Here is a 25,058-nt window from a genome sequence, read left to right as displayed (position 1 = left end):
CGGCCATTAGTGCGGCAGCGGGGCCAGCTGCTTGTTGCGGCGGAACTTCGCCTGCAGCCGGTCGAAGTAAAGATAGACCACCGGCGTGGTGTACAGCGTCAGCAGCTGGCTCATCACCAGACCGCCGGCGATGGTGATGCCGAGCGGCTGGCGCAGCTCCGCACCGTCGCCGCTGGTCAACACCAGCGGCAGCGCGCCGAACAGCGCCGCCAGCGTGGTCATCAGGATCGGCCGGAAGCGCAGCAGGCTGGCCTGGAAAATCGCCTCGCGGGCGCTGATGCCGCCGTTGCGCTGCGCCTCGAGCGCGAAGTCGACCATCATGATGGCGTTTTTCTTCACGATGCCGATCAACAGCATGATGCCGATCAGCGCGATCAGGCTGAACGGCGCGCCGAACAGCTCGAGCGCCAACAGCGCCCCCACGCCCGCGGAAGGCAGGGTGGAGAGGATGGTCAGCGGATGGATATAGCTCTCGTACAGCACGCCGAGCACGATATACACCGTGGCGATCGCCGCCAGGATCAGGAGCAGCTGCGACTTCAGGGTGTCCTGGAACACCTGGGCGGTGCCGGCGAAGGCGCCGCGCACCGTGGACGGCACGCCGAGCTGAGTCATGGTGCGCTCGACAGCGGCGGTGGCGTCCGACAGGCTGCCGCCGTCCGGCAGGTTAAAGGAGATGGTTGAGGCGGCGGACAGCCCCTGATGGTTGACCGACAGCGGCGCGTTGGCCGGTCGCCAACTGGCGAAGTAGGAGAGCGGTATCGCCTTGCCTTCGTTGTTGATGATGAACATTTTGTCCAGCGAGCTGACGTCCTGAGTGTAAGGCGGCGCCACTTCCATCACCACCTTGTATTGGTTGAGCGGTTGATAGATGGTCGAAATCTGTCGCTGGCCGAAGGCGTTGTTCAACAGGTTGTTGGCGTCGGACACCGAAATGCCGAGGCGCGCCATGGTCTCGCGATCGTAGACCAGATCCATCTCCGAGCCTTTATCCTGCTGATCCGAGTTGACGTCCGCCAGCTCGGGCAATGCCGCCAGCGCGGCGCGGATCTTCGGTTCCCAGTCGCGCAGCGCGGCGAGGTCATCCGCCAGCAGCGTATATTGGTAGCTGGCGTTGGCCTGGCGGCCGCCGACGCGGATATCCTGCACCGCCATCAAGAACAGGCTGGCGCCCGGTTCTTTGGCCAGGCGAGCGCGCAGGCGGGCGATCACTTTCTGCGCGTCGTCGCTGCGCACCGACAGCGGTTTCAGTGAGATGAACATCGAGCCGCTGTTGGTGCGCGAGCCGCCGGTAAAGCCGGTGACGTTTTCCACGTCCGGATCTTCGCGCACGATTTTCATGAAATCTTCCAGTTTGCCGCGCATCGCCTGGAACGAGATGCTCTGATCGGCCTGGATAAAGCCCATCAGGCGGCCGGTATCCTGTTCGGGGAAGAAGGTTTTCGGGATGCTGATATACAGCCAGACGTTGAGCGCAATGGTGGCGAGGAACACCGCCAGCACCCAGCGCGAGTGGCCAAGCACCCAGTTCAGCGAGCGTCCGTAACCCTGCTGCAGCGCCAGCAGCATTTTGCCGAAGCCGCGCGCGCGCCGCTGCGAACGCGCCGGCTGGTGGCGCAGCAGATAGGCGCACATCATCGGCGTGAGCGTCAGCGAGACGATCAGCGACAGCCCGATCGACACCGACAGGGTGACGGCGAATTCGCGGAACAGCCGGCCGGGCAGGCCCGCCATCAGCAGCAGCGGGATAAACACCGCCACCAGCGAAACGCTCATCGACAGCACGGTGAAACCGACCTCCCGCGCGCCCAGCAGCGCGGCGTTGATCGGTTTCATGCCGGCCTCGACGTGGCGGGAAATGTTTTCCAGCACCACGATGGCGTCGTCCACCACAAAGCCGGTGGCGATGGTCAGCGCCATCAGCGACAGGTTGTTGAGGCTGAAGCCGCACAGGTACATGGCGGCGAACGAGCCGATCAGCGACACCGGCACGGCGACCGCCGGGATCAGCGTGGCGCGGCCGGAACGCAGGAAGATGAACACCACCAGGATCACCAGCCCGATGGCGATCGCCAGCGACTGTTCGACCTCGGCCAGCGACGCGCGAATGGTCGGCGAGCGATCCTGCGCGACGTTGAGCGAGATTGCGGCCGGAATGTTTTCCTGCAGCGCGGGCAGCTCGGCGCGAATGCGATCGACGGTTTCGATGATGTTGGCGTCCGGCGCGCGGCTGATGGCCAGAACGATCGCCGGCTTGGCGTCGGTCATCCCGGCGTTGCGCACGTCCTGCACCGAATCTTTGACCTCGGCCACGTCGCCGAGCCGCACCGCCGAACCGTTGTTGTAATGAACGATCAGCGGGCGGTAGGCGTCGGCGGTTTTCAGCGCGTCGTTGGCCTGGATTTGCCAACGTTGCTGCGGGTTTTCGACGGCGCCCTGCGGGCGGCGCACGTTGGCGTTGCTGATGGCCTGCCGCACGGCATCCAGCGAAACGCCCTGATTGAACAGCGCCGAAGGGTTCAACTCCACCCGCACCGCCGGCAGCGAGCTGCCGCCCACGGAAACGTCGCCGACGCCTTCGGTCTGGCTGATCTTCTGCGCCAGCTGGGTGGACGCGAAGTCGTAAAGCTGCCCCTGGCTGTAGGTGTCCGACGTCAGCGTCAGGATCATGATCGGCGCGTCGGAAGGGTTGACCTTGCGATAGCTGGGGCGGCTCGGCATGCCGGTCGGCAACAGGCTTTGCGCGGCGTTAATCGCCGCCTGCACGTCGCGCGCGGCGCCGTTGATGTCGCGGCTGAGATCGAACTGCAAAATCACCCGGGTGCTGCCGAGCGAGCTCATCGAGGTCATTTCATTGACCCCGGCGATGCGGCCCAGCGCGCGTTCCAGCGGCGTCGCCACCGAGGAGGCCATGGTTTCCGGCGAGGCGCCCGGCAGCGACGCGCTGATCGAAATCACCGGAAAATCCACCTGCGGCAGCGGCGACACCGGCAGCAGGCGAAAACCGATCGCGCCGCTGATGGCGATGGCCAGCGTCAGCAGGGTGGTGGCCACCGGCCGGTGAATGAACAGGGCGAAGAATTTCACGGCAGCTCCTGCGTATCCGGCTGGCGATGCGTGTTGCGCGCCAGTTTGTCAAACAGCAGGTAGATCACCGGCGTGGTGAACAGCGTCAGGATCTGGCTCATGATCAGGCCGCCGACCATACAGACGCCGAGCGGATGCCGCAGCTCCGCGCCGACGCCGGTGCTCAGCATCAGCGGCAGCGCGCCGAGCAAGGCCGCCAGCGTGGTCATCAGGATCGGCCGGAAACGCAGCAGGCAGGCCTGATAAATGGCGTCGCGCGGCGATAAGCCCTGTTCGCGTTCCGCCGCCAGCGCGAAGTCGATCATCATGATGGCGTTCTTCTTCACGATGCCGATCAGCAGGATGATGCCGATGATGGCGATCACGTCCAGTTCGCTGCCGGCCAGCATCAGCGCCAGCAGCGCGCCGACCCCGGCGGTCGGCAGGGTGGAGAGGATGGTCACCGGATGAATGAAGCTTTCATACAGCACGCCCAGCACGATATACATCGCCACCACCGCCGCCAAAATCAGCCACAGCGTGCTGCCGAGCGCCGCCTGGAAGGCCAGCGTCGCGCCCTGGAATTGGGTGGTGATGTCTTTCGGCATGGCGAGATTTTTTTCCGCCTGGGTGACCGCGTCTACCGCTTCGCCGAGCGAGTAGCCGGCGGCGACGTTGAACGAGACGGTGGCCGACGGGAATTGGTCGAGGTGGTTGACCGACAGCGGGCCGAAACGTTCTTCGATTTTGGCGATGGCGCTCAACGGCACCACGGCGCCGTCCTTGCCGCTCAGACGGATCTCATTGAGCGCCGCCAACCCCGGCGTCGCGCTGACGTCGTGCTCCAGCACCACCCGGTATTGATTGGCCTGGGTGTAGATGGTGGAGATCAGGCGTTGGCCGAAGGCGTTGTACAACGCATTGTCCACGTCGCTCATGGTGACGCCGAGGCGCGAGGCCGAATCGCGATCGACGTTGACGTAGGCGACCAGCCCCTGATCCTGCCAATCGCTGGTGACGTCCGCCAGCTGCGGGGTGCGCTTCAGCTCATCCATCAGCTGCGGCACCCACAGGCTGAGATCGTCCAGCGACATCGCCTGCAGGGTGAACTGGTACTGGGTGCGGCTGACCTGGGTATCGATGGTCAGATCCTGCACCGGCTGCAGGTACAGCTTCACGCCGGGGAACTGCGCCGTTTGCTGCTGCAACCGGCTGATGATCGCCGGAATGCGGTCGCTGCGTTCGCTCAGCGGCTTCAGGTTGATCTGCAGCCGGCCGCTGTTGAGCGTGGCGTTGCTGCCGTCGACGCCGACGAACGAGGTCAGGCTCTCCACCGCCGGATCTTTGAGGATCTGCGCCGCGACCTGCTGCTGGCGCTCGGCCATATTGCTGAACGAAACGCTCTGCGGCGCCTCCAGCGTGCCCTGAATGATGCCGTTGTCCTGCACCGGGAAGAAGCCTTTCGGGATCAGCAGGTACAGCAACACCGTCAGCGCCAGGGTGCCCACGGCCACGCCGAGCGTCAGCCAGGGGTGGTTAAGCACCGTTTTCAGCCACTGGCCGTATCGCGCGATCACGCGCTCGAAAAAGCGCTCAGAGGCGGCGGAGAAGCGGTTCTGCTTGCGCAGCGATTCGTGGCTGAGCATGCGGGCGCACATCATCGGCGTCAGCGTCAGCGATACCACGGCGGAGATCAAAATCGCCACCGCCAGCGTCACGGCGAACTCGCGGAACAGGCGGCCGACGATGTCGCCCATGAACAGCAGCGGGATCAGCACCGCCACCAGCGAGAAGGTCAGCGAGATGATGGTGAAGCCGATCTCGCCGGCCCCTTTCAGCGCGGCGTCGAGCGGCTTTTCCCCTTTCTCGATGTAGCGCGAGATGTTCTCGATCACCACGATGGCGTCATCCACCACGAAACCGGTGGCGATGGTTAATGCCATCAGCGTCAGGTTATTGATGGAGAAGCCGAGGAAATACATGGCGGCGAAGGTGCCGACCAGCGACAGCGGCACCGCCACGCTGGGGATAATGGTCGCCGGCACGTTGCGCAGGAACACGTAGATCACCATTACCACCAGCGCGATCGCCAGCAGCAGCTCGAACTGCACGTCGCTGACCGAGGCGCGGATGGTGGTGGTGCGATCGGTCAACACCTTGACGTCGACCGACTTGGGCAGGCTTTTAATCAGCGTCGGCAGCATTTCGCGGATGCTGTCGGCGGTGGTGATGACGTTGACGCCGGGCTGGCGCTGAATGTTCAGCACGATCGCCTGTTGCTGGTTGGCCCAGGCCGCCAGTCGGGTATTTTCCGCCCCTTGTTCGATGGTGGCGATATCCTGCAGGCGGATCGCCGCGCCGTTCTGATAGGCGACGATCAGCTGGCGATAGTCGTCGGCGGATTTCATTTGGTCGTTGGCGGACAGGGTGACCGAGCGGGTCGGGCCGTCCAGGCTGCCTTTTGCCGAGTTGACGTTGGCGTTGCTGATGGCGGTGCGGATGGTTTCGCTGTTCAGGCCATAGGCGGCGACCGCCGCGGCGTTCAGTTTTACACGCACCGCCGGGCGTTGGCCGCCGGCCAGGGTCACCAGGCCGACGCCGGTCACCTGAGAGATTTTCTGCGCTACGCGCGTCTCCACCATGTCTTCCACCTGCGTCATCGGCATGGCGGTGGAGGTGACGGCCAGCGTCAGGATCGGCGGATCGGCCGGGTTAACCTTGCTGTAAATCGGCGGGTAGGGCAGATCGTTCGGCAATAGGTTGGTGGCGGCGTTGATCGCCGCCTGCACTTCCTGCTCCGCGACGTCGAGCGGCAGCGCCAGCTGGAATTGCAGCGTCACCACCGAGGCGCCGCCGGAGCTTTGCGACGCCATTTGCTTCAGGCCGGACATCTGGCCGAACTGGCGTTCCAGCGGCGCGGTAATGGCGGAGGTGACCACGTCCGGGCTGGCGCCGGGGTACAGCGTCACCACCTGGATGGTCGGGTAGTCCACTTCCGGCAACGCGGAAACCGGCAGCGCGCGATAGCCGATGATCCCCGCCAGCAGTATCGCCACCATCAGCAGGGTGGTGGCGACCGGGCGCAGGATAAACAGGCGGGAAGGGCCGCCGCCGCGGGTCGGTGGCATCACCTGCATCAGGACTTCCTCTGAACGTCAGGTTCGCGCTTGGCTTTTGACGCCGCAGGCGCGTCGTTCGGCGCCAGCACTTCCACCTGCATGCCTTCGGTCAGGCGATCGATGCCGTCGGTCACCACCCGATCGCCGGCGTTGAGGCCGGCGCTGATCACCACCTGCCGGCTGTCCTGCACGCCGGCGGTGACCCGGTGTTTGCTGACCTTGTTGTCTTCGCTGAGCGTCCAGACGAAGTTGCCTTCGTTGCCCATCTGCAGCGCGGCGGTCGGGATCACCACCGCATCGTGCAGGGTATCCACCTGCAGCCGCGCGTTGACGAACTGGTTGGGGAACAGCGCGTCGTCTTCGTTGGCGAAGCGCGCTTTCAGCTTGATGGTGCCGGTGGCGGTATCAATTTGGTTGTCCAGGCTCAGCAGCGAACCGGTCGTCAGCTTGTTCTGGTTGGTGCGATCCCAGGCTTCGACGCTCACCGGCCCGGCTTTTTGCGCCTTGAGCAGATCGGCGATGTTGCCTTCGGGCAGCGTGAACACCACGTCGATCGGGTGCGTCTGCGTGATCACCACCAAACCGGTGGTGCTGCCGCTGGTGACGTAGTTGCCGACGTCGACCAGTTTCAACCCGACGCGGCCGTCGATTGGCGCAGTGATGCGGCTGTAGGTGATCTGCAGTTTGGCGCTGTCGACCGCGCCCTGATCGGCTTTGATGGCGCCTTCGGTTTGCTGCACCAGCGAGGCCTGCGTATCCAGCTCTTGACGGGAAACCAGATTGGTTTTCACCAATTGCTGGTAGCGCGCCAGATCGCGCCGGGCGTTGGCCAGCGTGGCCTGATCTTTCGCTAACTGCCCCTGCGCCTGGGTCAGCTGCACCTGGAACGGCCGGGGATCGATCTCCGCCAGCAGATCGCCGGCTTTGACCTGCTGGCCTTCGGTAAAGTGGATCGCCATCAGTTGGCCGTCGACCCGGCTGGTGACGGTGACGGTATTGGCGGCGGTGGCGGTGCCCAAGCCGGAAAGATAGCGCGGCACCGTCTGTTGCGTGGCCGTCGCGGCCTGCACCGGCGACATCGGCGCGCCGCGCCGCCCGCCCGCCGCGCGACCGGCCCCCGCTTTGCCGCCGGCCTGCTGCGCGCCCGGGGCCGTGCCGGCCGGCGGTTGAGCGGCGTTAAAATAACGCCAGGCGAAGACGGCGGCGATGACCAGGATGGCCGCAACCAGCAGGCGCGGCATCAGGGAACGGCGTTGGGGTTTTGCATTCATGGCGGCGAAAATTCTCTCCAAAAGGCAGGGGTGCGGGCACTCATTGCCACAAAAATGACACTCCTTACAGGATACTAGTTTAGCCAGCGGGGACGGCATAAAAATGAAGGAAATATGGAGGAACCGTCAGCATTGTCCTAATAAGTGGGTGATTTGAGCGTGCTATGTTTATAAGTGATTTGTTTCAGCTTATAGCCAATCCGTTTTAGCGTTCTATCCTGGTTGGCGCTAATAATTAACCCGCGAATCTTTTCCCACAGGAGCAGGTGATGAGCAACAGAGAATTGGGCCGCTCAGGCATTCAGGTGCCGGCGTTGACCTTTGGCGGCAATGTGTTCGGTTGGACGGCGGATCAAGCGATCTCGTTCAGCCTGCTGGATGCGCTGGTGGACAATCAGCTCAACTTTATCGATACCGCCGACGTTTATTCCAGCTGGGCGCCGGGCAACCGGGGCGGCGAATCGGAAACCGTCATCGGCGAATGGCTGAAGAAGAGCGGCAAGCGCGACCAGATGATCATCGCCACCAAGGTGGGTAAACCGATGGGCGAAGGCAAACAGGGTCTGTCGCCGCGCTATATTCAGCAGGCGGTGGAAGATTCGCTGCGGCGCCTGCAAACCGATTATATCGATCTTTATCAGTCGCATGACGATGACCGCGATACGCCGCTGGAAGAGACGCTGGCGGCGTTCGATACGTTGATTAAGGCCGGCAAGGTGCGGGCGATCGGCGCCTCCAACTATCAGGCGGATCGCCTGGAAGAAGCGCTGCGGGTGAGCGAGAGCAACGGATTGGCGCGCTACGAAACCCTGCAGCCGGAATACAATCTGTATGCGCGCGAAGGGTATGAAGCCGAGCTGGAGGGGGTGGCGCAGCGCCATGGCCTCGGGGTGATCAACTTCTTCGCGCTGGCCAGCGGCTTTCTGACCGGCAAATACCGCAGCAAAGCGGATGAGGGCAAAAGTCAGCGCGGCGATCGCATCGTCGAACGCTACCTGAACCCGCGCGGTTTCCGCATCCTGGCGGCGCTGGATCAGGTGGCGGGCAAACACGGCGTCTCTGCGGCGCAGGTCTCGCTGGCCTGGCTGATCGCGCGTCCGAGCATCACCGCGCCGATCGTTAGCGCCACCTCGTTGTCGCAGCTGGATGAGTTGGTCAGCGCCACGCGTCTGACGCTGGATGCGGACGACATTCAGACGCTGAACCACGCCAGCGCCGAGTAAGAGCCGCCGGCGATTTTGCTCTATGCTGAAGGGGTCAATATGACTCATTCAGGAAACTGCAATGTCTGGCGATATCATCAACGACCTCGCGGCGCTGGAACAGCTGTACGGCAAGCCCGCCGCGCCCTCGGTTTTTAAAGAAGTCAGCTACATCCACCCGGCGTACCGTCCGTTTATCGAGGCGGCGCCGTTCGCCGCCCTCTCGACGGTGGGGCCGGACGGCATGGACGTCTCGCCGCGCGGCGATCCGGCCGGTTTCATTCATATCGAAGACGAGAAAACCCTGCTGTTGCCGGATCGGCGCGGCAATAACCGCATCGACAGCCTGCGCAATATCCTGCACGACAACCGGGTGGCGCTGCTGCTGCTGATCCCCGGCATCGGCGAAACGCTGCGGATTAACGGGCGGGCGGAGATCGTGGTGGCGCCGGCGGTGTTGCAGCGCTTCGCCCACCGCAACCAGCTGCCGCGTTCGGTGCTGCGCATTCGGGTGGAGGCGGTGTTCTTCCAGTGCAGCCGGGCGATCTTGCGTTCGGGGTTATGGGAAGAGGCCAGCCGCCTCGAGCGTTCGGCGCTGCCCAGCCCCGGCCATATTTTGGCTGCGGTGAGCCAAACGCGCTTCGACGGTGAGGAGTACGACAGCGCGCTGCCGCAGCGGCTGAAGGATACGCTGTATTAATCGCCGTGGCGTTCGCGCCACGTTTGTCGATTCAGCCGGTACAGGACGTGCTTTTGCAGCGGATGGCCCGCCGGCAGACGCGGGTGCAGGAAGGTTTCGCCGTCGAAGCGCATACCGATGCGCGTCATCACCCGGCGCGACGGCTGGTTATCTTCGGCGGTGAAGGACACCACTTCCGGCAAATGCAGCGTGTCGAAGGCGCACGCCAGCGCGGCGCGCGCCGCCTCAGCGGCGTAGCCGTTGCCCCAGTGGGCCGCCGCCAACCGCCAGCCGATCTCCACGCAGGGGGAGCAAGGCAGATCGTCGCCCGGCCGCGCCAGCCCGACAAAACCGATAAAAGGCGCGCCGCTTTTCACTTCCACCGCCCACAGCCCCCAGCCGTGCTGTTGCAGGAAGGCGCGGATGCGTTCGGCCTGCGCGCGGCTTTCCTCGGTCGTCATCGTCGCCGGGAAATAGCGCATGACCTGCGGATCGGCGTTGAGCGCGGCGAAGGCCGGCAGGTCGTCGTCGCGCCAGGGGCGCAGCCGCAGCCTGGCGCTGTCGAGGGTAAGGATGGTCGACATGATGCATAGCCTCCAATGAACAAGGGCGCGGCGAGCCGCGCCCGCGGGCTGTCAACGGAACAGCGTTTGCGCCCAGCGCGCCAGCCCGGCGGTGACCGAGCCGAAGTCGTTGCCGCCGACGATCGGAATGCCCGGCAGCTGTTGTTGCAGCGCGGCGCGCAGCAGCGGCGAACGCGCGCTGCCGCCGGTCAGGTAGATCACCTGCGGCGCGGTCTGGCTGCTGGCCAGCGCGGCGCTGACCTGCTCCTGAATGCGCATCAACGGCTGCGAGATGGCGTCGGCGAGCTGATCCTGGCTGATGTTCTCCGCCAGATCGGCCTGCACGAAATTGAGCGGCGCGCTGATGGCCGTTTGGCCGGACAGGGCGATCTTACTCTCTTCGGCCGCCCGCACCAATCGGTAGCTCAGGCGCTGCTGGTACACTTTCAGCAGGCGCTTGATCTTTTCCGGCTCCGCCGCGTCGAGGATCAGATCGCGCAGCACGCGGCCGTTGGCGGCGCTGTAGAAATCGTTTTGCGCCGGCACGTCGTTGGTCGCCACCGCGTTCCAGTAAGGCAGCGCCGGCAGGGCGATGCCTTTGGCGGTTTCGCCGCCCAGGCCGAACAGCGGCATCAGCTGCTTGAAGGCCAGCATGATGTCCAGATCGTTACCGCCGACCCGGCAGCCGCTGTGGCCCAGCAGGCTCTGCTGGCGATCGGCGCGGTTGCGCCACTGCGGCCCCATCAGCAGCACCGAGCAGTCGGTGGTGCCGCCGCCGATGTCCACCACCAGCACGGTTTGCTCTTCGCTAAGCGTCGCTTCGAAGTCCAGCCCCGCCGCCACCGGCTCGAACTGGAATTCAATGTCCTTGAAACCGGCGCGTTCGGCAGCGCGTTGCAGAATGCCCTGCGCCTGCCGGTTGGCTTCGTCGCCGCCGATGCCCTGGAAGTTGATCGGCCGGCCGATCACCGCCTGATCGATGCCGGTTTGCAGCACATTTTCCGCCTGGCGTTTGATGTGGAACATCATGGCGCACACCAGGTCTTCGAACAGCGCGATCTGCTGTGGTTTCAGGCCGTTGGCGCCGAGGAAGGACTTCGGCGAGCGCACGAAATACACCTCTTCCGGATCTTCCATATAGTGCGCCAGCGCCTGCAGGCCGAACAGCACGCTGTCGCCGTTGACCGGAATGTCTTCTTCGCGGTTGTAACTGATGGCGCGGCGCAGCAGTTGCTGGTTTTCTTCGCTGCCGGTCGGGATCTGCCAATGGCGGTGCAGGCATTCGCTCACCGCTTCGCGGGTCGGCGCGCACAGCATCGAAGGCAGATAGGGCGCGTTGTTTTCCAGCGTCAACAGCTCGGGGCCGTGGTCGCGCATCACTGCAACGGAACAGTTGGCTGTCCCGTAATCGAATCCAATAAACATCTCTTTTTTGTCCCCATGCCAATGAAGGGGGGCGACTTTACCCGAGACGGGGCCGGCGGGCAATGCGCCAATGCGCGAGTGTCGAAAAATTTAGCGGGCGCGGCGGCGTGCGCGAACTTTCTCAGTGCGGATAACGCTCAAGCCGCAGCAATGGCACAGTCGGCTATGAAAATGGCGTGCTTCGCCCATCAAGACGCACGCCATTTCTTTATACTCAACAGGTATTCCGAGCGGGGAATGCCTTTCCCTATGACTCTGTGATGAGGATTTCATGACGCGCAACTCGACCTTTCTCATGAATATCGGCTGGCGAACCCTGCTGAAAGATCTGGGGCTCCAGCCGACAGATGTTTTACGCCGGGCTGCATTGCCTGAAGATCTGTTGTCACGCACCGCTGAAGGGATCACTACGGAAGAATATTTCCGCTTCTGGCGCGCGATGGAGGAAGGAACGGGCGACCCGTTGTTTCCGTTGAAAATCGTTGCGCTGATGTCAACGGAATCGTTTGACCCTCCGATATTCGCCGCCCTGTGCAGCGCCAATCTGGCGCAAGCTGTCCAGCGGTTAGCGAAATACAAGCAACTTACGGCGCCGATGAGCCTGGAGCTCGCCATCGGCCCTGAAGGCGAAATGACGATTTTACCCCGCTGGCTGTTGGCGGAGGAGGCAGTACCGGCGTCTTTGCTGGTGGCTGAGCTGGCATTTTATGTTCGGCTGGCGCAGCTTGCCACGCGCGAACAGGTAAAAGCGCGCCGTATCACCTTGCCTGAACTGCCGCCTGCAGCCCTTTCACGCCCCTTGGCAGCCTTCTTCGGCTGCGCGGTAACGCCTGGGGCAGGGCCGGGCATTACTTTCTCCTCCGCAGATGCCTTGCGTCCCTTTTTGACTGTGAATGAGGGCATGTGGCGCGTTTTCGAACCCGAGCTGCGTCGTCGCCTCAGTGAACTGGACGCCACGGCAACCACCGGAGAGCGCGTTTGTGCGGTGCTGCTGGAGTTGATTCCCAGCAATACCGCCGGCATCGACGCGGTGGCGGCAAGATTGGGCATGAGCCGCCGGACGCTGCAGCGGCGTCTGGAAGATGAGGGCGAGAGTTTTCGTTCGCTGAGCAACGGCACCCGGGAAAAATTGGCGCGCCACTATCTTAAGCATTCGACCCTTACCAGCGGAGAGATTGCCTTTTTGCTCGGTTTTGAAGAGCCGAACTCTTTCTTCCGCGCCTTTCACGAATGGACAGGGCAAACGCCGGAAGCGGCTCGCCAGGCGATGCGGCTGAATTAGCCGAGAGGCGCTGTTCACGTTGGCGCATTCTGCGAGTTGATTGGCGCGGTTCGACATGGTTGCGGCAGGGCCCGTCGCTTAAAGTGGACAACATACAGACTGCGCAGGCAGTCGCCAACGCAATCATCCTAATAAGGAGCAGTCAGTATGAAGTCCAAAGTGATCCTGGTGACCGGCGCCTCGTCCGGTATTGGCGAAGCCACCGCCGTCACGTTAAAGCAGCGCGGGCATACCGTTTATGCGGCCGCCCGCCGGGTTGAACGCATGCAGGCTCTGGCTGCCGCCGGCATTCGCGTTTTGCCGTTGGACGTCACCGACGATGCTTCCATGGCGCAGGCGGTAAAGACCATCATCGCCGAAACGGGGCGTATCGATGTGTTGGTCAATAACGCCGGTTACGGCTCCTATGGCGCTATTGAAGACGTTTCTGCGGATGAGGCTCGCGCTCAATTTGATGTGAATGTGTTCGGTGCGGTTCGGCTGACGCAGCTGATTTTGCCGCACATGCGAGCGCAGCGCTCCGGCACCGTCATCAATATTACGTCGATGGGCGGGAAAATACATACGCCGCTGGGCGGATGGTATCACGGCACCAAATTCGCCTTGGAGGCCATCAGCGACTGTTTGCGCATGGAGGTGCAACCTTTCGGCATCGACGTCGTGGTGATCGAACCCGGCGGCATCCAGAGTGAATGGGCGGATATCGCCGCGGAAAAACTGATCGGCGTTTCCGGCCAGAGCGAGTACGCCGCTCAGGCTCACGCTGTCGCCCACGCCATGGTCAGCGACGCCAGCAAGAAACGGCAATCGCCGCCGAGCGTGATTGCCGATACGATCGCCAAAGCCGTCGCCGCCCATCGTCCGAAAACGCGCTATGCCGTGGGGTTTGGCGCGAAACCGCTGATTTTTCTGCGGCGCTTGTTGTCCGATCGCGCCTTCGATGGGCTGATGCGCCGGGCATTGGGGGTACCGCGCCAGGGGCAATAAGTCGTCGGGCAGCGGGGCTTTATGTCGGTGGCGGTGAAAATGGTGCGTCTGAACGCTGTTCAGACGCATAATCATTAAAGACAATCGCTAATCTGGACGGTGGGAAGGTGCGTAACTTAATGTCCGAATTCCGCACGTCAGCGCGCTAGCCGAGTCCCATAATGCAGAAAAAACCGAACCCGAGCGTTGCCATGAATACTCAACAGCAAGCGTTGTACGACGCGCTGCGCGCGCGTGACCGCAAATTCGACGGCCGTTTTTTCGTCGGCGTCTCTTCCACCGGCATCTATTGTCGCCCGGTGTGCAGCGCCCGCACGCCGAAGCTGGAAAACTGCACCTTTTATCCGAGCGCGGCGGCGGCTGAACTGGCGGGGTTTCGCCCCTGCCTCAAATGCCGACCGGAACTGGCGCCCGGCCTGGCGCTGATCGACCTGGGCAACCGCTATGCCCAGGTGGCGGTGCAGCTCATCGAGCAGGGGTATCTGTCCGAACACAGCTGCGAAGCGCTGGCGGCGCGGCTGGGCATTTCCGATCGCCATCTGCGGCGCATCTTCGCCGAACAGTTTGGCGCCTCGCCGATCGATTACGCGCAGTCGCACCGGTTGCTGCAGGCCAAGCGCTTGCTGGCGGACACCGATCTGCCGCTCAGCGAGGTGGCGTTCGCCGCCGGTTTCGGCAGCCTGCGGCGTTTCAACGAGCTGTTCAAGGCGCGTTACCGCCTGATCCCGTCGGCGCTGCGCAGCGGCGGCGCGCGCGGTGAACGGGCCGCCGCCAGCGGGTTGGTGTTTCACCTGGGCTATCGGCCGCCCTATGACTGGGCGCGCATGCTGAATTTCTTGCAGGCGCGCGCCGTGCAGGGCGTGGAGCGGGTCGAGGGGCGCCGCTACCTGCGCTCGATCGCCGTCAGCCAGGGCGGCACGGAACACCGCGGCTGGCTCAGCGTGCAGCCGGAAGAGGCGCGCAATCGGGTTCGGGTCGAGATTGCGCCGACGCTCAGTCTGGTGACGACGGAGGTGTTGCGCCGGGTGCGCCTGCTGTTTGATCTGGACGCCGCGCCGGATCGCATCAATGCGGCGCTGGGCTCGCTGGCGGCCGATGCGCCGGGGCTGCGCCTGCCGGGCTGCGTGAACAGTTTCGAGCAGGCGGCGCGTGCGGTGCTGGGGCAGTTGGTCAGCGTGAAAATGGCGGCGACCTTCGCCGGGCGGATGGCTGAACGCTGGGGCGAAGCGCTGGCGACGCCGCATGAGGGCATCACCCACGTTTTCCCCACGGCAGAACGGGTGGCGCAGCTGCAGCCTGAAGAACTGCGCCCGCTCGGGGTGCAAGTGAAGCGCGCGGCGGCGCTGATCGAGATCGCCCGCGCGCTGGGGGAAGGGCGGCTGCAGCTCGACAACGTGCTGGATATCGAACAGGGCATCAAGGCGCTGACCGCGCTGCCGGGCATCGGCAACTGGACCGCCAGCTATATCGCGATGCGCGCCTGGTCGTGGCCGGACGTGTTCCTGGCCGGCGACTACCTGATCAAACAGCGTTTCCCCGGCATGACGCCGCGCCAGATTGAACGCTACGCCGAGCGCTGGCGCCCGTGGCGCTCTTACGCCACGCTGCATCTATGGCACAACGGCGGCTGGGCGCCGGAAGCGGAGAGTTGAACGCGGCTAGCGGGGAGACTCGATCAGCTGCAGCAGGCGGCTCATGCCTTCACGCATCAGGAACGCCAGCAGCTTTTCCCGTTCGGCCGGCGTGAGGTGATAGTAATACTCGATCCAGACCCGTACCGGATCCTGACGTTTGACGTCGTAATCCGGATGGTCGGTTTCGCGCAACGCCGACAGGCTGCGCGCGCCGAACGGCAGGCTGTCGATATGGTATTCCAGCGCTTTGCCCTGTACGCCGCTGCGGCGGCGACTGACCCAGCCTTCGCGCCGGGCCATCAAATTGACCCCTTGCGGGGTTGAGGGCAACCCCGCCTTACCCATCAGTTCCCTGGCGGAAAACCATTTCTTTTCCATAGTCCCTTGTCTCTGAGCCATCACCTGTCGAGGAAAATCAACGGATACGTCGATGTTCGCATGGGGATTTCATCTTACTTAATCGTTTAAGCTTCAGGTGTTATTTATATCACTAATCTTGTCTTGGTTAATATCATGTAACCAACGAGATGCGAGGCGCCGCCCGGGAGACGGCGCCTGAGAGGGGGAGAGGGTTAACGGATGCCGAAATAGCCGTCGCTGAGCAACACCGCCAGCGGCTGCTCCAGCGCCACCTGGTCGCCGTCCGCCAGATCGACGCCAATGTCGCGCAGCGCCTGCAGCGTCACCGGCTGGTGAGCCGGTCCGGCGAAGGTCTGCGCTTTAATGCGATGCGCCGCGCCGTTGAGCATCGAGACCATCAGCTCGTCCATCTGGTTGCAGTGCACGTTGGTGATAAAGCGTTCATCGATGCGAATGATGTCGATCCTCTGGTCGCTGAGCTCATCGAACGCATTGATGTTATGCCCGAAGCCGTTGACGATCAGCCGGCAGCCCTGCTGCTGCAGTTCGCGGAGAAATGCCCGACACTGCGCGGCGTGCTCCAGTATTGCGGCCTCATCGACGCTGAACAGCAGCGCCTGCGGCGGCAGCGAGGAAGCGCGCACCGTTTCCGTCAGGTAGCGCTGGAAGTCGGCGCTCAGCAGGCTGTCGATGGCCAGCGGCAGCGCGAGCGACAGCCCTTTGCGTTTGATGTCGTCGGCATATTTCACCAGCAGTTGCGCCGCCGTCCAGCGGTCGATGTCCGGCATCAGGCCGTACAGCTGCGCGGCGGCGATGAACGCCTCGTGCGACAGCGGGCGGTCGTCCGGCGCCATCACCTGCAGCTTCACCTGGTGAAACGCGGCCGACAGCGGCGTCGCCGGCGGCGCGACCGCGTGAGTCAGCAGCCGCAGTTGCCCCTCGCTGATGATCGTCTGCACTTCCTGCAGGCTCAGCACCTCGTGTTGCCGCTCCAGCAGCTGTTTCTGCCGCGTTTCGTACAGATAAACCTGGCTGCGCCCCTGGTGCTTGGCGGTGTAGCAGGCGATATCGGCCTGCGCCAGCAGTTCGCTGCTTTTGGCGTCGGCGCTGATGCGCGTGATGCCGGCGCTGGCGCCGACGCGGTAAATCTTCCCTTCCCAGTAGAACGGGTGCTGGCTGATTTGATTAACCACTTGCTGCACCAGCGATTTGGCCTGTTCCAGCCGGCAGTCGTACAGGATCAGACCGAACTCGTCGCCGCCCAGCCGGGCCAGGCAATCGCTATGGCGCAGCTGATGCCGCATCAACTGGGCGATGTCCCGTAGCAGGGCATCGCCCGCCGCATGGCCGGCGGTGTCGTTCACCGCCTTGAACCGATCCAGATCGAGGAACACCAGCGAATGCGGCGACGACGGTTCCCCGCCGGCGACGATCGCCGCTTTCAGCTGTTTCTCGAAGCGGGTGCGGTTCGGCAATCCGGTCAGCGCATCGTGCGAGGCGCTGTAGCTGAGTTTTTTCATCAGTTCGCGCGAGGCGGTGACGTCCTGCAGCACCATCACCGCACCCATGGTTTCCCCGTCGAGGGTTTTCAGCGGTGAGACCGACTGCTGTACGTCGAAATAACGCCCGTCGCGGCTGTGCAGCACCAGCGCATAATCCGCCGGCCATTGCCGTGGGTATTGCGTGAGGTTTTCGATTTCCGGGCCGTCTTTGCCGTTGGTCAGGCGCACCACGCCGGCGACGGGCATACCGATCGCCAATTCGAGCGGCCAGCCGCACATCTGTTCCGCCACCGGATTCATAAAGGTGATGCGCAGGTGGCTGTCGGTGGAGATCACCCCTTCGCCGATGGCGTCGAGGGTGATGTGCAGGCGCTCTTTCTCTTCGTGCAGCGCCTCGGCGAGGCTCTTGAGCTCGGTCATGTCGATATTGGTGCCGATCAGGCGCAGCGGCCGGCCCCGATCGTCGAGGATCACGTTGCCCTGGCCGCGGATATGGCGCACTTTGCCGCTGCGCGTAGTGATGCGAAACTCCATGATGAATGGCCGCGGCTGCGCCAGGATCTCGGCCAGCTCGCGATCGGTGCGCTCGCGATCTTCCGGCACCAGCAGGGTGCGCCACAACGCCAGCGTCGGCGTTTGGTCGGGGGTGAGATCGTAGAGTTCGAACATGCGCTGATCCCAGGTGAAGTTTTCCTGGCTCATCACCCATTCCCAGATGCCGACGCCGCCCACCTGGTTGGCCAGCGTGATGCGCTCCACCAACCGGTTGTTCTCCGCCTCGCTGCGCTTAAGGTCGCTGATGTCCTCCACCTGAGAGATGAAGTACAACGGCCGGCCTTCGCCGTCGCGCACCAGCGAGACCGCCAGCAGCGCCCAGACCGTCTGGCCGTCGCTGCGGATATAGCGTTTCTCCATGGTGTAGCTGCTGATATGGCCGTCGAGCAGTTCGTGCAGTTGGGTCAGGTCGGCGTTCAGATCGTCCGGGTGGGTGATCTCTTGAAAGGTCAGGCGATAAAGTCTTTCGGGCGGATAGCCGAGCAGCTTGCACAGCGCCTGGTTAACCTGCAGCCATTTGCCCTCCGGCGACACCAGCGCCATGCCGATGGCGGAATACTCCAGCGCGCTGCGAAAGCGGCTTTCGCTCTCGACGATATGTTGCTTTTCCACCCGGAAGGTGTGCATCACCATCGCCATGGCGTGCGCCGGGATCAGGATCAGCAACATCGGCAGATAGAGGCCGAGTTCGCCCAGGAAAGTGTGCTGGGAAGACTGAAGGCGCAGCAGGCCCAGCGACAGCAGGACGGTGATCAGCAAGAGAGTGCAGAAACAGACGGTGAAGGTTTCGAAGCGCGACAGCGCGATAGCCGCCCACAGCAGCGGCAGGATGACGAAGGTAAAGGGGAAGGGCAGATGTGTCAGCGCCAGATAGCTGAAGGCCAGCGAGCCCATCAGGGTCAATAGCAGCGGATACGGATTCAGCCCGGCCAACAGGCGGCGGTGATAGGTGAGCCCGAGCGGCGCCAGCGACAGCACCCCTATCGCCTCAGAGATGAACCAGGTGCCGAACGATTGCCAAAACGTTTGGTCCGGCGTGGGGGTCAGTCCGGCGGCCAGCAGCGCGCTGAACAATGGGGTAAATATCACCGCGCAGACCACGAAGCGCAGCCAACAGCCCAGATCGCTCAGCGGATCGATCGCCGGCAGCGTGCGGCGCAGCAGAAGAGCGCACACTGCCGCTTCCAGCAGGTTGATGGCGGCCAGCTTGACGGGAATGGCGCTGAGGCCGAACAGCAGGAAGCTGGCGAGCACGATGCCTGTGCCGCTGGCCAGCAGCGGTAAACCCCAATGACGCGGGGGATGGCGATACAGCACGGCGATCGCGGCGGCGGTCGGGAACCACAGCGGCGTGAAGTGATGAGCCTCACTGGATAACGACAGGCTCAGCAAGGCGAGCAAAAATGTCGCCAGCGCCACGAACAGAGAATGTGTCAGCATAACGCCTTTGTGTGTGCCGAACGCGTTCGGCGCGCTGATATCCATAGACATCCTTACCGATGACCTCTGCCTGTGATTGGATTCATGACGTGGATGAATCAAGATGACTTATTGAAAAAGGGTAGTACAGCGCGGGAGGAAAACCTACCGGGAGGGCCGACTTTACTGCGTTAGCGCAAACCCGGCGACAGAATGACGAAAAAGCCGGCGCGGGGCCGGCTTTGAGCGTCTTACAGCAGGAACAGGGTGGCGAGGCCGAGGAAGATGAAGAAGCCGCCGGTATCGGTCAGCGCGGTGATGAGCACGCTCGAGCCGACCGCCGGGTCGCGGCCCAGTTTGAGCATGGTCATCGGGATCACCACGCCCATCAGCGCCGCCAGCAGCAGGTTGAGCAGCATCGCCAACGTCATCACGCCGCCCATCGCCGCGTCGCCGTACAGCAGCCAGGTGATCACGCCCATGATGCCGCCCCACACCACGCCGTTGATGATGGCGACGCCCAGCTCTCTGAGCATCAGGCGCGAGATGTTGCCGACTTCAATCTGGTGCAGCGCCAGCGCGCGCACGATCATGGTGATGGTCTGGTTGCCGGTGTTGCCGCCGATGCCGGCGACGATCGGCATCAGCGCCGCCAGCGCTACCAGCTGGGAAATGGTGTGCTCGAACAGGCCGATCACTCGCGAGGCGATGAATGCGGTGCAGAGGTTGATCGCCAGCCAGGCCCAGCGGGTTTTGACCGCTTTGCTGACCGGGGCGAACACGTCTTCTTCCGGGCTTAAACCGCCCATGCGGCGCAGGTTGGTGTCGCTCTCTTCGTTGACGGCGTCGACGATCTCTTCGATGGTCAGGCGGCCCATCAGTTTGCCTTTGGCGTCAACCACCGGGGCGCTGATCAGGTCATAACGTTCGAACGCGCCCGCCGCTTCATCGGCCTTGTCCTCAGGCTGAAAGGTGGCGGGGTCGCTGTCCATCACTTCGCGTACCGGGATTTCCGGGTCGTTCAGCAGCACCGCGGTGAGCGGCAGTTCGCCCAGCAGGGTATTTTTGCGATCGGTGACGAACAGTTTATCGGTGGCGTCGGGAATGGTTTTGCGCATGCGCAAAAAACGGTGCACCGCGCCGAGCGTGACGTCCGGCCGCACCGTCACCAGTTCGAAATCCATCATCCAGCCGACGCTGTCTTTGGCGTACTGGCTCATCTCGCGCACCTGAGCGCGCTGCTCCGGCTCCAGCGAGGTCAGCAACCGGCCCATCAGGTTACGCGGCAGGTATTGCGCCAGATAGGCCTGTTCGTCCACGTCCAGCGTTTTGATCGCTTTGAGCAGGTCTTTATCGCTCATTTCTTCGATCAGGCTGTCCCAGACCGGTTCGGCGACTTCCACCAGCGTCTGGCCGCGCTTGCTGTTGCCCACCAGCCGCCACAGCGCCATGCGTTCGTCCTGTGGCAGCGCTTCCAGCAGGTCCGCCAGGTCGGCGGCGTGCATGTCGTCAAGCAGGCCGGTAATTTCCGCCGTTTGGTTCAGCAGTTCGCTTTGGCTGAGGGCGTGTTCATCCCCTGGCCGGCCGAGAATGCCGTCGACCAATTCCTTATTGTTCAACAACAGAGTGAGAATGCGCTGGCGGTGTTCAGCGACTTTTTTGACGTTATGGGTTGCGGCTGACATGGTGTTCCTTAACGGGCGCTCGGCGTTCCTGACGCAGGCTCATTAAAAGATAGAGCATAGCGAGTGCCGGAGTCATTTTTATGAAACGGACGGGGCGCGGCGGTTATTCAGAGGAGGCGTCCTGTTGCGGCGTGCTGACTTCGGCGGCGTTTTGCGCAGCGGCCTGCTTTTTTTCCTGATGATGAGGCACCGCCACCACGGCGGCGTACAGAAGTCGGCCGACTAAAATGATAAAGCTGATAAACAACACTATCTTCGTCATCTGTCCGGTGGTTTTCTTGCGCATATATCACCCGGTATGCCGGTGTCCTGTGTTATTCGCTCGAGAATTTGTAACCGGATTTTAGGCGCTGATGACAAAAGTTGTCCATTTTTTTCCGGCGAGCGGCGCGCCGTATTAGGGTTTCGTTTAGGTTGGCGGAGCGGGGGCGGAAAGAAAAACCCCCTGGCTGGCAGGGGGCGGGGGATCAGGCGGAGCGTTGTTCGTCTTGCGAACCTTCTTCGTCGATCAGCAGCTTCCAGCCGACGACGTCGTTCCAGTAGGCCTGCTCGCGCTCGAAGTCCAACTGCACCAGGTTGTTTTGCGCCAGGTAGCCGGCCGGGAAGCGCAGCGTCCAGTGGTTGTCGTCGGTGGTCAGGCGCAGCGTTTCCGGCGTGGTGGTCGACTGGCGCTGGTTGTTGAGCAGGGTGCTCAGACGCAGCAGCTGGATCAGCGGCAGGTAGTGTTTCTTTTTGAACAGGTTGAGGCGCGGCAGCTCTTCCAGCTTGATCGCCTTGCGGTGGAAACGCACCAACGCCGCCAACAGCAGCTGCTGTTCCTGGTTAAAGCCAGGCAGATTGGAGTTTTGCAGAATGTAGGCCGAATGGCGATGCATGCCGCTGTGGTTGATGCTCAGCCCCACTTCGTGCAGCATGGCGGCCCATTTCAGCAGGGCTTCCAATTGCGGATGCACCAGCTTGGTGTTTTGCGCCATCCACTGCGAATAGAGCAGTTCGGTGGTTTCCAGCACCCGCTTGGCCTGTTCGCGGTCGATGTTGTAGTGATCGGCCAGGCTTTTGGCGGTGCGGCTGCGGATGTCCTGGTGGCGGAAGCGGCCTTCCATTTCATACAGCACGCCTTCGCGCAGCGCACCGTCAGACAGGCGCAGATCGCGGATCGCCAGCGCATCGAACACGCCGCACAGAATAGCCAGCCCCGGCACGAACACCGATTGGCGATCTTCCGACAGCCCCGGCAGGCTCAGTGAGCTGAAGCTTTTGAACTGCAGCACCTGTTCGGCGAGCATTTCCAGGCGTTCGAGGGTGATCAGACCGTCTTTTTCGCCCATCGCCACCAGCACTTCGTGGGCGGCCTTGATGGTGCCCGAGGCGCCCAGCGCGTACTGCCAGCCCTGAATGCGGTACTGCCAGGCCAGCGTTTCCAGCTTCTGCGCCGCCGCCAGCCGCGCGCGGCGGAAGTTGTTTTTGCTGATCTCGCCGCCGGGGAAGAACAGCTGGGCGAAGCTGACGCAGCCCATGCGGCGGCTTTCCGCCAGCAGCGGCTCGAAGTCTTCGCCGATCACCAGCTCGGTCGAGCCGCCGCCGATGTCGATCACCAGCTTGCGGCCTTTCTCCGGTTGAGTGTGCTCCACGCCCATGAAGATCAGGCGCGCTTCTTCCTGGCCGGCGATGATTTCGATCGGGTAGGGGATCACTTTGGCGGCGCGCTTGAGGAACACTTCGGCGTTCACCGCCTGGCGCAGGGTGTGGGTCCCGACGATGGTGACGTTATCCGCCGGGAAGCCCTGCAGCCGTTCGGCAAACAGCGCCAGGCAGGCCAGGCCGCGTTCTATCGCCTCTTCACTGAGTACGTTGTTGCTGTCCAATCCGTCGGCGAGGTGCACCCGCTGTTTTAAACGGCCCAATACCTGTAAGGCGCCGTTGACGACGCGGGCGATCACCATGTGGAAACTGTTCGACCCGAGGTCGATGGCGGCGATTTCCTGCGGTTTGTTCGTTGCAGTGTTTTTTAGCGGCATAGTTGCTGGCCTACTGTCCTGGTTGTTCCAGAGCTTTTAAATACTCGTAAATAGCCACCTGGGCGCGCACTTTGCGGCGGTTGCCGCGCGGCACGTACTGGTTGCTCAGTTCTTTATCCACATAACGGGCCTTGACCGTATCGCTGAACAGGATCTCCAGAATGTCCAGAACGCGCTGTTTCAGCGCCGGATCCAGCAGCGATACCGCCACTTCGATACGGTAATCTATGTTGCGGGTCATCCAGTCGGCGGAGGACAGATACACCCGTTTGTCACCTTTGTTGTCGAAAACGTAAACCCGATCGTGTTCCAAAAAGCGATCGACGATGCTGATCACCTGAATATTGTCGCTGATCCCCGGCAGGTTGGGAATCAGGGAACACATGCCCCGCACCAGCAGGCGGATCTTCACGCCGGCGCCGGACGCGGTATATAACCGATCTACCAGCCCTTTATCCACCAGATTATTTATTTTCAACATAATGCCGGCCTGTTCCCCGGCCTGGGCGTTGGCGATTTCGTTGTCGATCAGCTCATACAGCTTCAGGCGCGAGTTCTGCGGCGACACCATCAGGTTGTCGAAGGTGACCGGCCGGTAGGGGTTCTCGATAAAGTTGAACACCCGGCGCACTTCGTTGGTGATGCGCGAGTCGGCGGTCAGCAGCGAATAGTCGGTATAGATGCGCGCGGTTTTTTCGTTAAAGTTGCCGGTGCCGATATGAGCATAGCGCACAATTTCATCGCCTTCACGGCGCGAAATCAGGAACAGTTTGGCGTGGATTTTCAGCCCCGGCGCCGAGAAGATCACGTGTACGCCGGCTTCGGTCAGGCGCTTCGCCCAGTGAATGTTGGCCTCTTCGTCGAAGCGCGCCTGCAGCTCGACCACCACCGTGACCTTTTTGCCGTTGTGCGCGGCGTGGATCATCGATTCGATGATGCGCGAGTCTTTCGCCACGCGGTAGATGTTGATTTTGATCGCCAGCACGCTCGGATCGAACGACGCCTGGCGCAGCAGCTCCAGCACGTGCTCAAAGGTGTGGTACGGGTAGTAGAGCAGCACGTCTTTTTCGCGAATGGCGTCGAAGCCGTTGCGGAAACCGTCGAACCAGATGTGGCGCAGGCGCGGCAGCGGCTTGTTGACCAGATTGGCCTTGCCGACGTTCGGGAAGCTGATGAAGTCTTTAAAATTGTGATAGCGGCCGCCGGCGATCACCGAATCGTAGTTGGAGATGCCCAGCTTGCCGCGCAGCAGTTCCACCATCTCGTTCGGCATGTCGCGCTGATAAACGAAGCGCACCGGTTCGGCGGTGAGGCGCTGTTTCAGGCTGGAGGACATCAGTTCCAGCAGGCTGGATTCCATTTCGGTCACCAGATCGTACTCGGCGTCGCGGGTCATCTTCATCGAATAGGCGTTGAGCGCGTCGTAGTCGAAGAAGCCTTTGAAAATCTCATCCAGGCAGTAACGCAGAATGTTGTCCAGCAGGATCATCGGCTTGCGGCGGCGCGGCGCTTCCGGCGGCAGATTGACGAAGCGCGGCACTTTGTCCGACGGGATTTCCAGCAGCGCATAGTCGGTGCGCGCGCCGCGGATAATTTCCACCGCCAGATAGGTGTAATCGTCTTTCAGGAACTGCACCAGATTGGTGTCGTGGTTGATCAGGATCGGCGTGATGTGCTGGCGCAGATGCTGTTTGAAATACTGGCGCAGCCAGATTTGCTGGTTTTCGGACACCTGGCGTTCGTTGATCAGGAAGATCTGGTTGCGCGCCATTTCCAGCAGCAGATCGTTGTACAGCCCGTCGAATTCCTGATCGGTTTTCAGCACCTTGGCCTGGATCTTTTTCAGCAGGTGGCGCGAGGCGCCGGCGGAGCCCTGCTCTTCGCTGATCAGGATGCGGCGTTTGAGATCGGCAAAGCGGACTTTATAGAACTCGTCGAGGTTGTTGGAGTAAATGCCCAGAAAACGCATTCGTTCAATCAGGGGATTGCTCTTATCTGCGGCTTCCTGCAACACGCGCTCATTAAAGGATAACCAGCTTAGTTCTTTTTCGATGTAGAGCTTTTCCTGACCCATTGCCACTCCAGTTCAATTTTAGAATAGGATCCGGGACGCAGCGCCCGGATGCCGCTCTAGTGTCCTTCATCATTATTGCGAGAGATTGACAGGAAAGTCCAACATATCCATTGCGTTGGCGCGCGGCGTTTTTCGCCGACAATAAATTCTCCCCGCGGCGGGATGCCCGGCAGTGAAACGATCAGCATGAAATGACGGTTAGCAGGCTTATTCTTGG

16 protein-coding genes are annotated in these 25,058 nt (G+C 62.4%); 5 read left to right on the top strand and 11 right to left on the bottom strand.

The genetic code is table 11. The features are described from left to right. Positions 1-6: 6 nt before the first annotated feature. The 3 genes from mdtC to ACSBQS_RS18840 are packed head-to-tail and all read right to left on the bottom strand — an operon-like array spanning position 7 to position 7,456. Positions 7-3,087: a multidrug efflux RND transporter permease subunit MdtC gene (gene mdtC / locus ACSBQS_RS18850; RefSeq protein WP_047025608.1), complete on the bottom strand. Its 3,081-nt coding sequence runs from the start codon at positions 3,085-3,087 to the stop codon at positions 7-9. After that, a complete protein-coding gene (locus ACSBQS_RS18845; protein WP_047025609.1) occupies positions 3,084-6,203 on the bottom strand; it encodes an MdtB/MuxB family multidrug efflux RND transporter permease subunit in 3,120 nt (1,039 codons plus the stop codon). The genes mdtC and ACSBQS_RS18845 overlap by 4 nt, the downstream gene beginning before the upstream one ends. Beyond that, positions 6,203-7,456, bottom strand: a complete 1,254-nt coding sequence (locus tag ACSBQS_RS18840; RefSeq protein ID WP_033644057.1) for an MdtA/MuxA family multidrug efflux RND transporter periplasmic adaptor subunit — start codon at positions 7,454-7,456, stop codon at positions 6,203-6,205. The genes ACSBQS_RS18845 and ACSBQS_RS18840 overlap by 1 nt, the downstream gene beginning before the upstream one ends. A gap of 269 nt (positions 7,457-7,725) precedes the next feature. Between ACSBQS_RS18840 and ACSBQS_RS18835 the strand changes: the two genes are divergently transcribed. Together ACSBQS_RS18835 and ACSBQS_RS18830 are read left to right on the top strand one after the other, a co-directional pair. Next, the gene (locus ACSBQS_RS18835) at positions 7,726-8,679 is read left to right on the top strand and encodes an aldo/keto reductase (protein ID WP_197750030.1); all 954 of its coding nucleotides are present in this window, start codon (positions 7,726-7,728) and stop codon (positions 8,677-8,679) included. Positions 8,680-8,740: 61 nt separating this feature from the next. Beyond that, positions 8,741-9,358, top strand: coding sequence for a pyridoxamine 5'-phosphate oxidase family protein (locus ACSBQS_RS18830; protein WP_033651545.1), 618 nt, complete (start codon positions 8,741-8,743; stop codon positions 9,356-9,358). On the opposite strand, the gene ACSBQS_RS18825 is transcribed toward ACSBQS_RS18830, so the two are convergent. Together ACSBQS_RS18825 and yegD are read right to left on the bottom strand one after the other, a co-directional pair. Next, positions 9,355-9,921: a GNAT family N-acetyltransferase gene (locus ACSBQS_RS18825; RefSeq protein WP_197750031.1), complete on the bottom strand. Its 567-nt coding sequence runs from the start codon at positions 9,919-9,921 to the stop codon at positions 9,355-9,357. The two genes, ACSBQS_RS18830 and ACSBQS_RS18825, sit on opposite strands and share 4 nt — an antisense overlap. A gap of 51 nt (positions 9,922-9,972) precedes the next feature. Next, on the bottom strand, positions 9,973-11,325 hold the full coding sequence (yegD, locus tag ACSBQS_RS18820; RefSeq protein WP_197750032.1) for a molecular chaperone: 1,353 nt from the start codon (positions 11,323-11,325) through the stop codon (positions 9,973-9,975). A 271-nt stretch (positions 11,326-11,596) separates the two neighbouring features. Here yegD and ACSBQS_RS18815 point away from each other — a divergent pair, with 271 nt between their 5' ends. The 3 genes from ACSBQS_RS18815 to alkA all read left to right on the top strand — a co-directional run bounded on the left by ACSBQS_RS18815 (position 11,597) and on the right by alkA (position 15,246). Then, entirely contained in the window at positions 11,597-12,607 is a 1,011-nt protein-coding gene (locus ACSBQS_RS18815) for an AraC family transcriptional regulator (protein WP_197666693.1), read from the top strand. A gap of 147 nt (positions 12,608-12,754) precedes the next feature. Then, positions 12,755-13,594, top strand: a complete 840-nt coding sequence (locus ACSBQS_RS18810) for an oxidoreductase (protein WP_033651541.1) — start codon at positions 12,755-12,757, stop codon at positions 13,592-13,594. A gap of 161 nt (positions 13,595-13,755) precedes the next feature. Next, positions 13,756-15,246 (top strand): DNA-3-methyladenine glycosylase 2, encoded by a 1,491-nt coding sequence (alkA, locus tag ACSBQS_RS18805; protein WP_033651540.1) that lies wholly within the window; start codon positions 13,756-13,758, stop codon positions 15,244-15,246. A 6-nt stretch (positions 15,247-15,252) separates the two neighbouring features. Here alkA and ACSBQS_RS18800 read toward each other — a convergent pair whose 3' ends face one another. The 6 genes from ACSBQS_RS18800 to ppk1 all read right to left on the bottom strand — a co-directional run bounded on the left by ACSBQS_RS18800 (position 15,253) and on the right by ppk1 (position 24,841). Beyond that, entirely contained in the window at positions 15,253-15,606 is a 354-nt protein-coding gene (locus ACSBQS_RS18800; RefSeq protein WP_033644048.1) for a DNA-binding protein, read from the bottom strand. Positions 15,607-15,800: 194 nt separating this feature from the next. Continuing rightward, complete coding sequence (locus tag ACSBQS_RS18795) at positions 15,801-19,130, bottom strand: diguanylate cyclase (protein ID WP_405052957.1); 3,330 nt, start codon at positions 19,128-19,130, stop codon at positions 15,801-15,803. A gap of 185 nt (positions 19,131-19,315) precedes the next feature. Further along, a complete protein-coding gene (gene mgtE / locus ACSBQS_RS18790) occupies positions 19,316-20,749 on the bottom strand; it encodes a magnesium transporter (protein WP_004941597.1) in 1,434 nt (477 codons plus the stop codon). Between the two features lie 103 nt (positions 20,750-20,852). Beyond that, a complete protein-coding gene (locus ACSBQS_RS18785; RefSeq protein ID WP_033644045.1) occupies positions 20,853-21,035 on the bottom strand; it encodes a YfgG family protein in 183 nt (60 codons plus the stop codon). Positions 21,036-21,216: 181 nt separating this feature from the next. Then, positions 21,217-22,767 carry an exopolyphosphatase gene (gene ppx, locus ACSBQS_RS18780; protein ID WP_033632396.1) on the bottom strand — a complete coding sequence of 517 codons (1,551 nt, stop codon included), beginning with the start codon at positions 22,765-22,767 and terminating at the stop codon, positions 21,217-21,219. Between the two features lie 10 nt (positions 22,768-22,777). Then, a complete protein-coding gene (gene ppk1, locus ACSBQS_RS18775; protein ID WP_033644044.1) occupies positions 22,778-24,841 on the bottom strand; it encodes a polyphosphate kinase 1 in 2,064 nt (687 codons plus the stop codon). Positions 24,842-25,058: the final 217 nt, after the last annotated feature.

Source organism: Serratia sp. H402Y, from assembly GCF_051172415.1.
Lineage (GTDB): Bacteria > Pseudomonadota > Gammaproteobacteria > Enterobacterales > Enterobacteriaceae > Serratia > Serratia ureilytica.
Note: the sequence above shows the minus strand (reverse complement) of the source record. Positions and strands in the feature narration are given on the sequence as shown.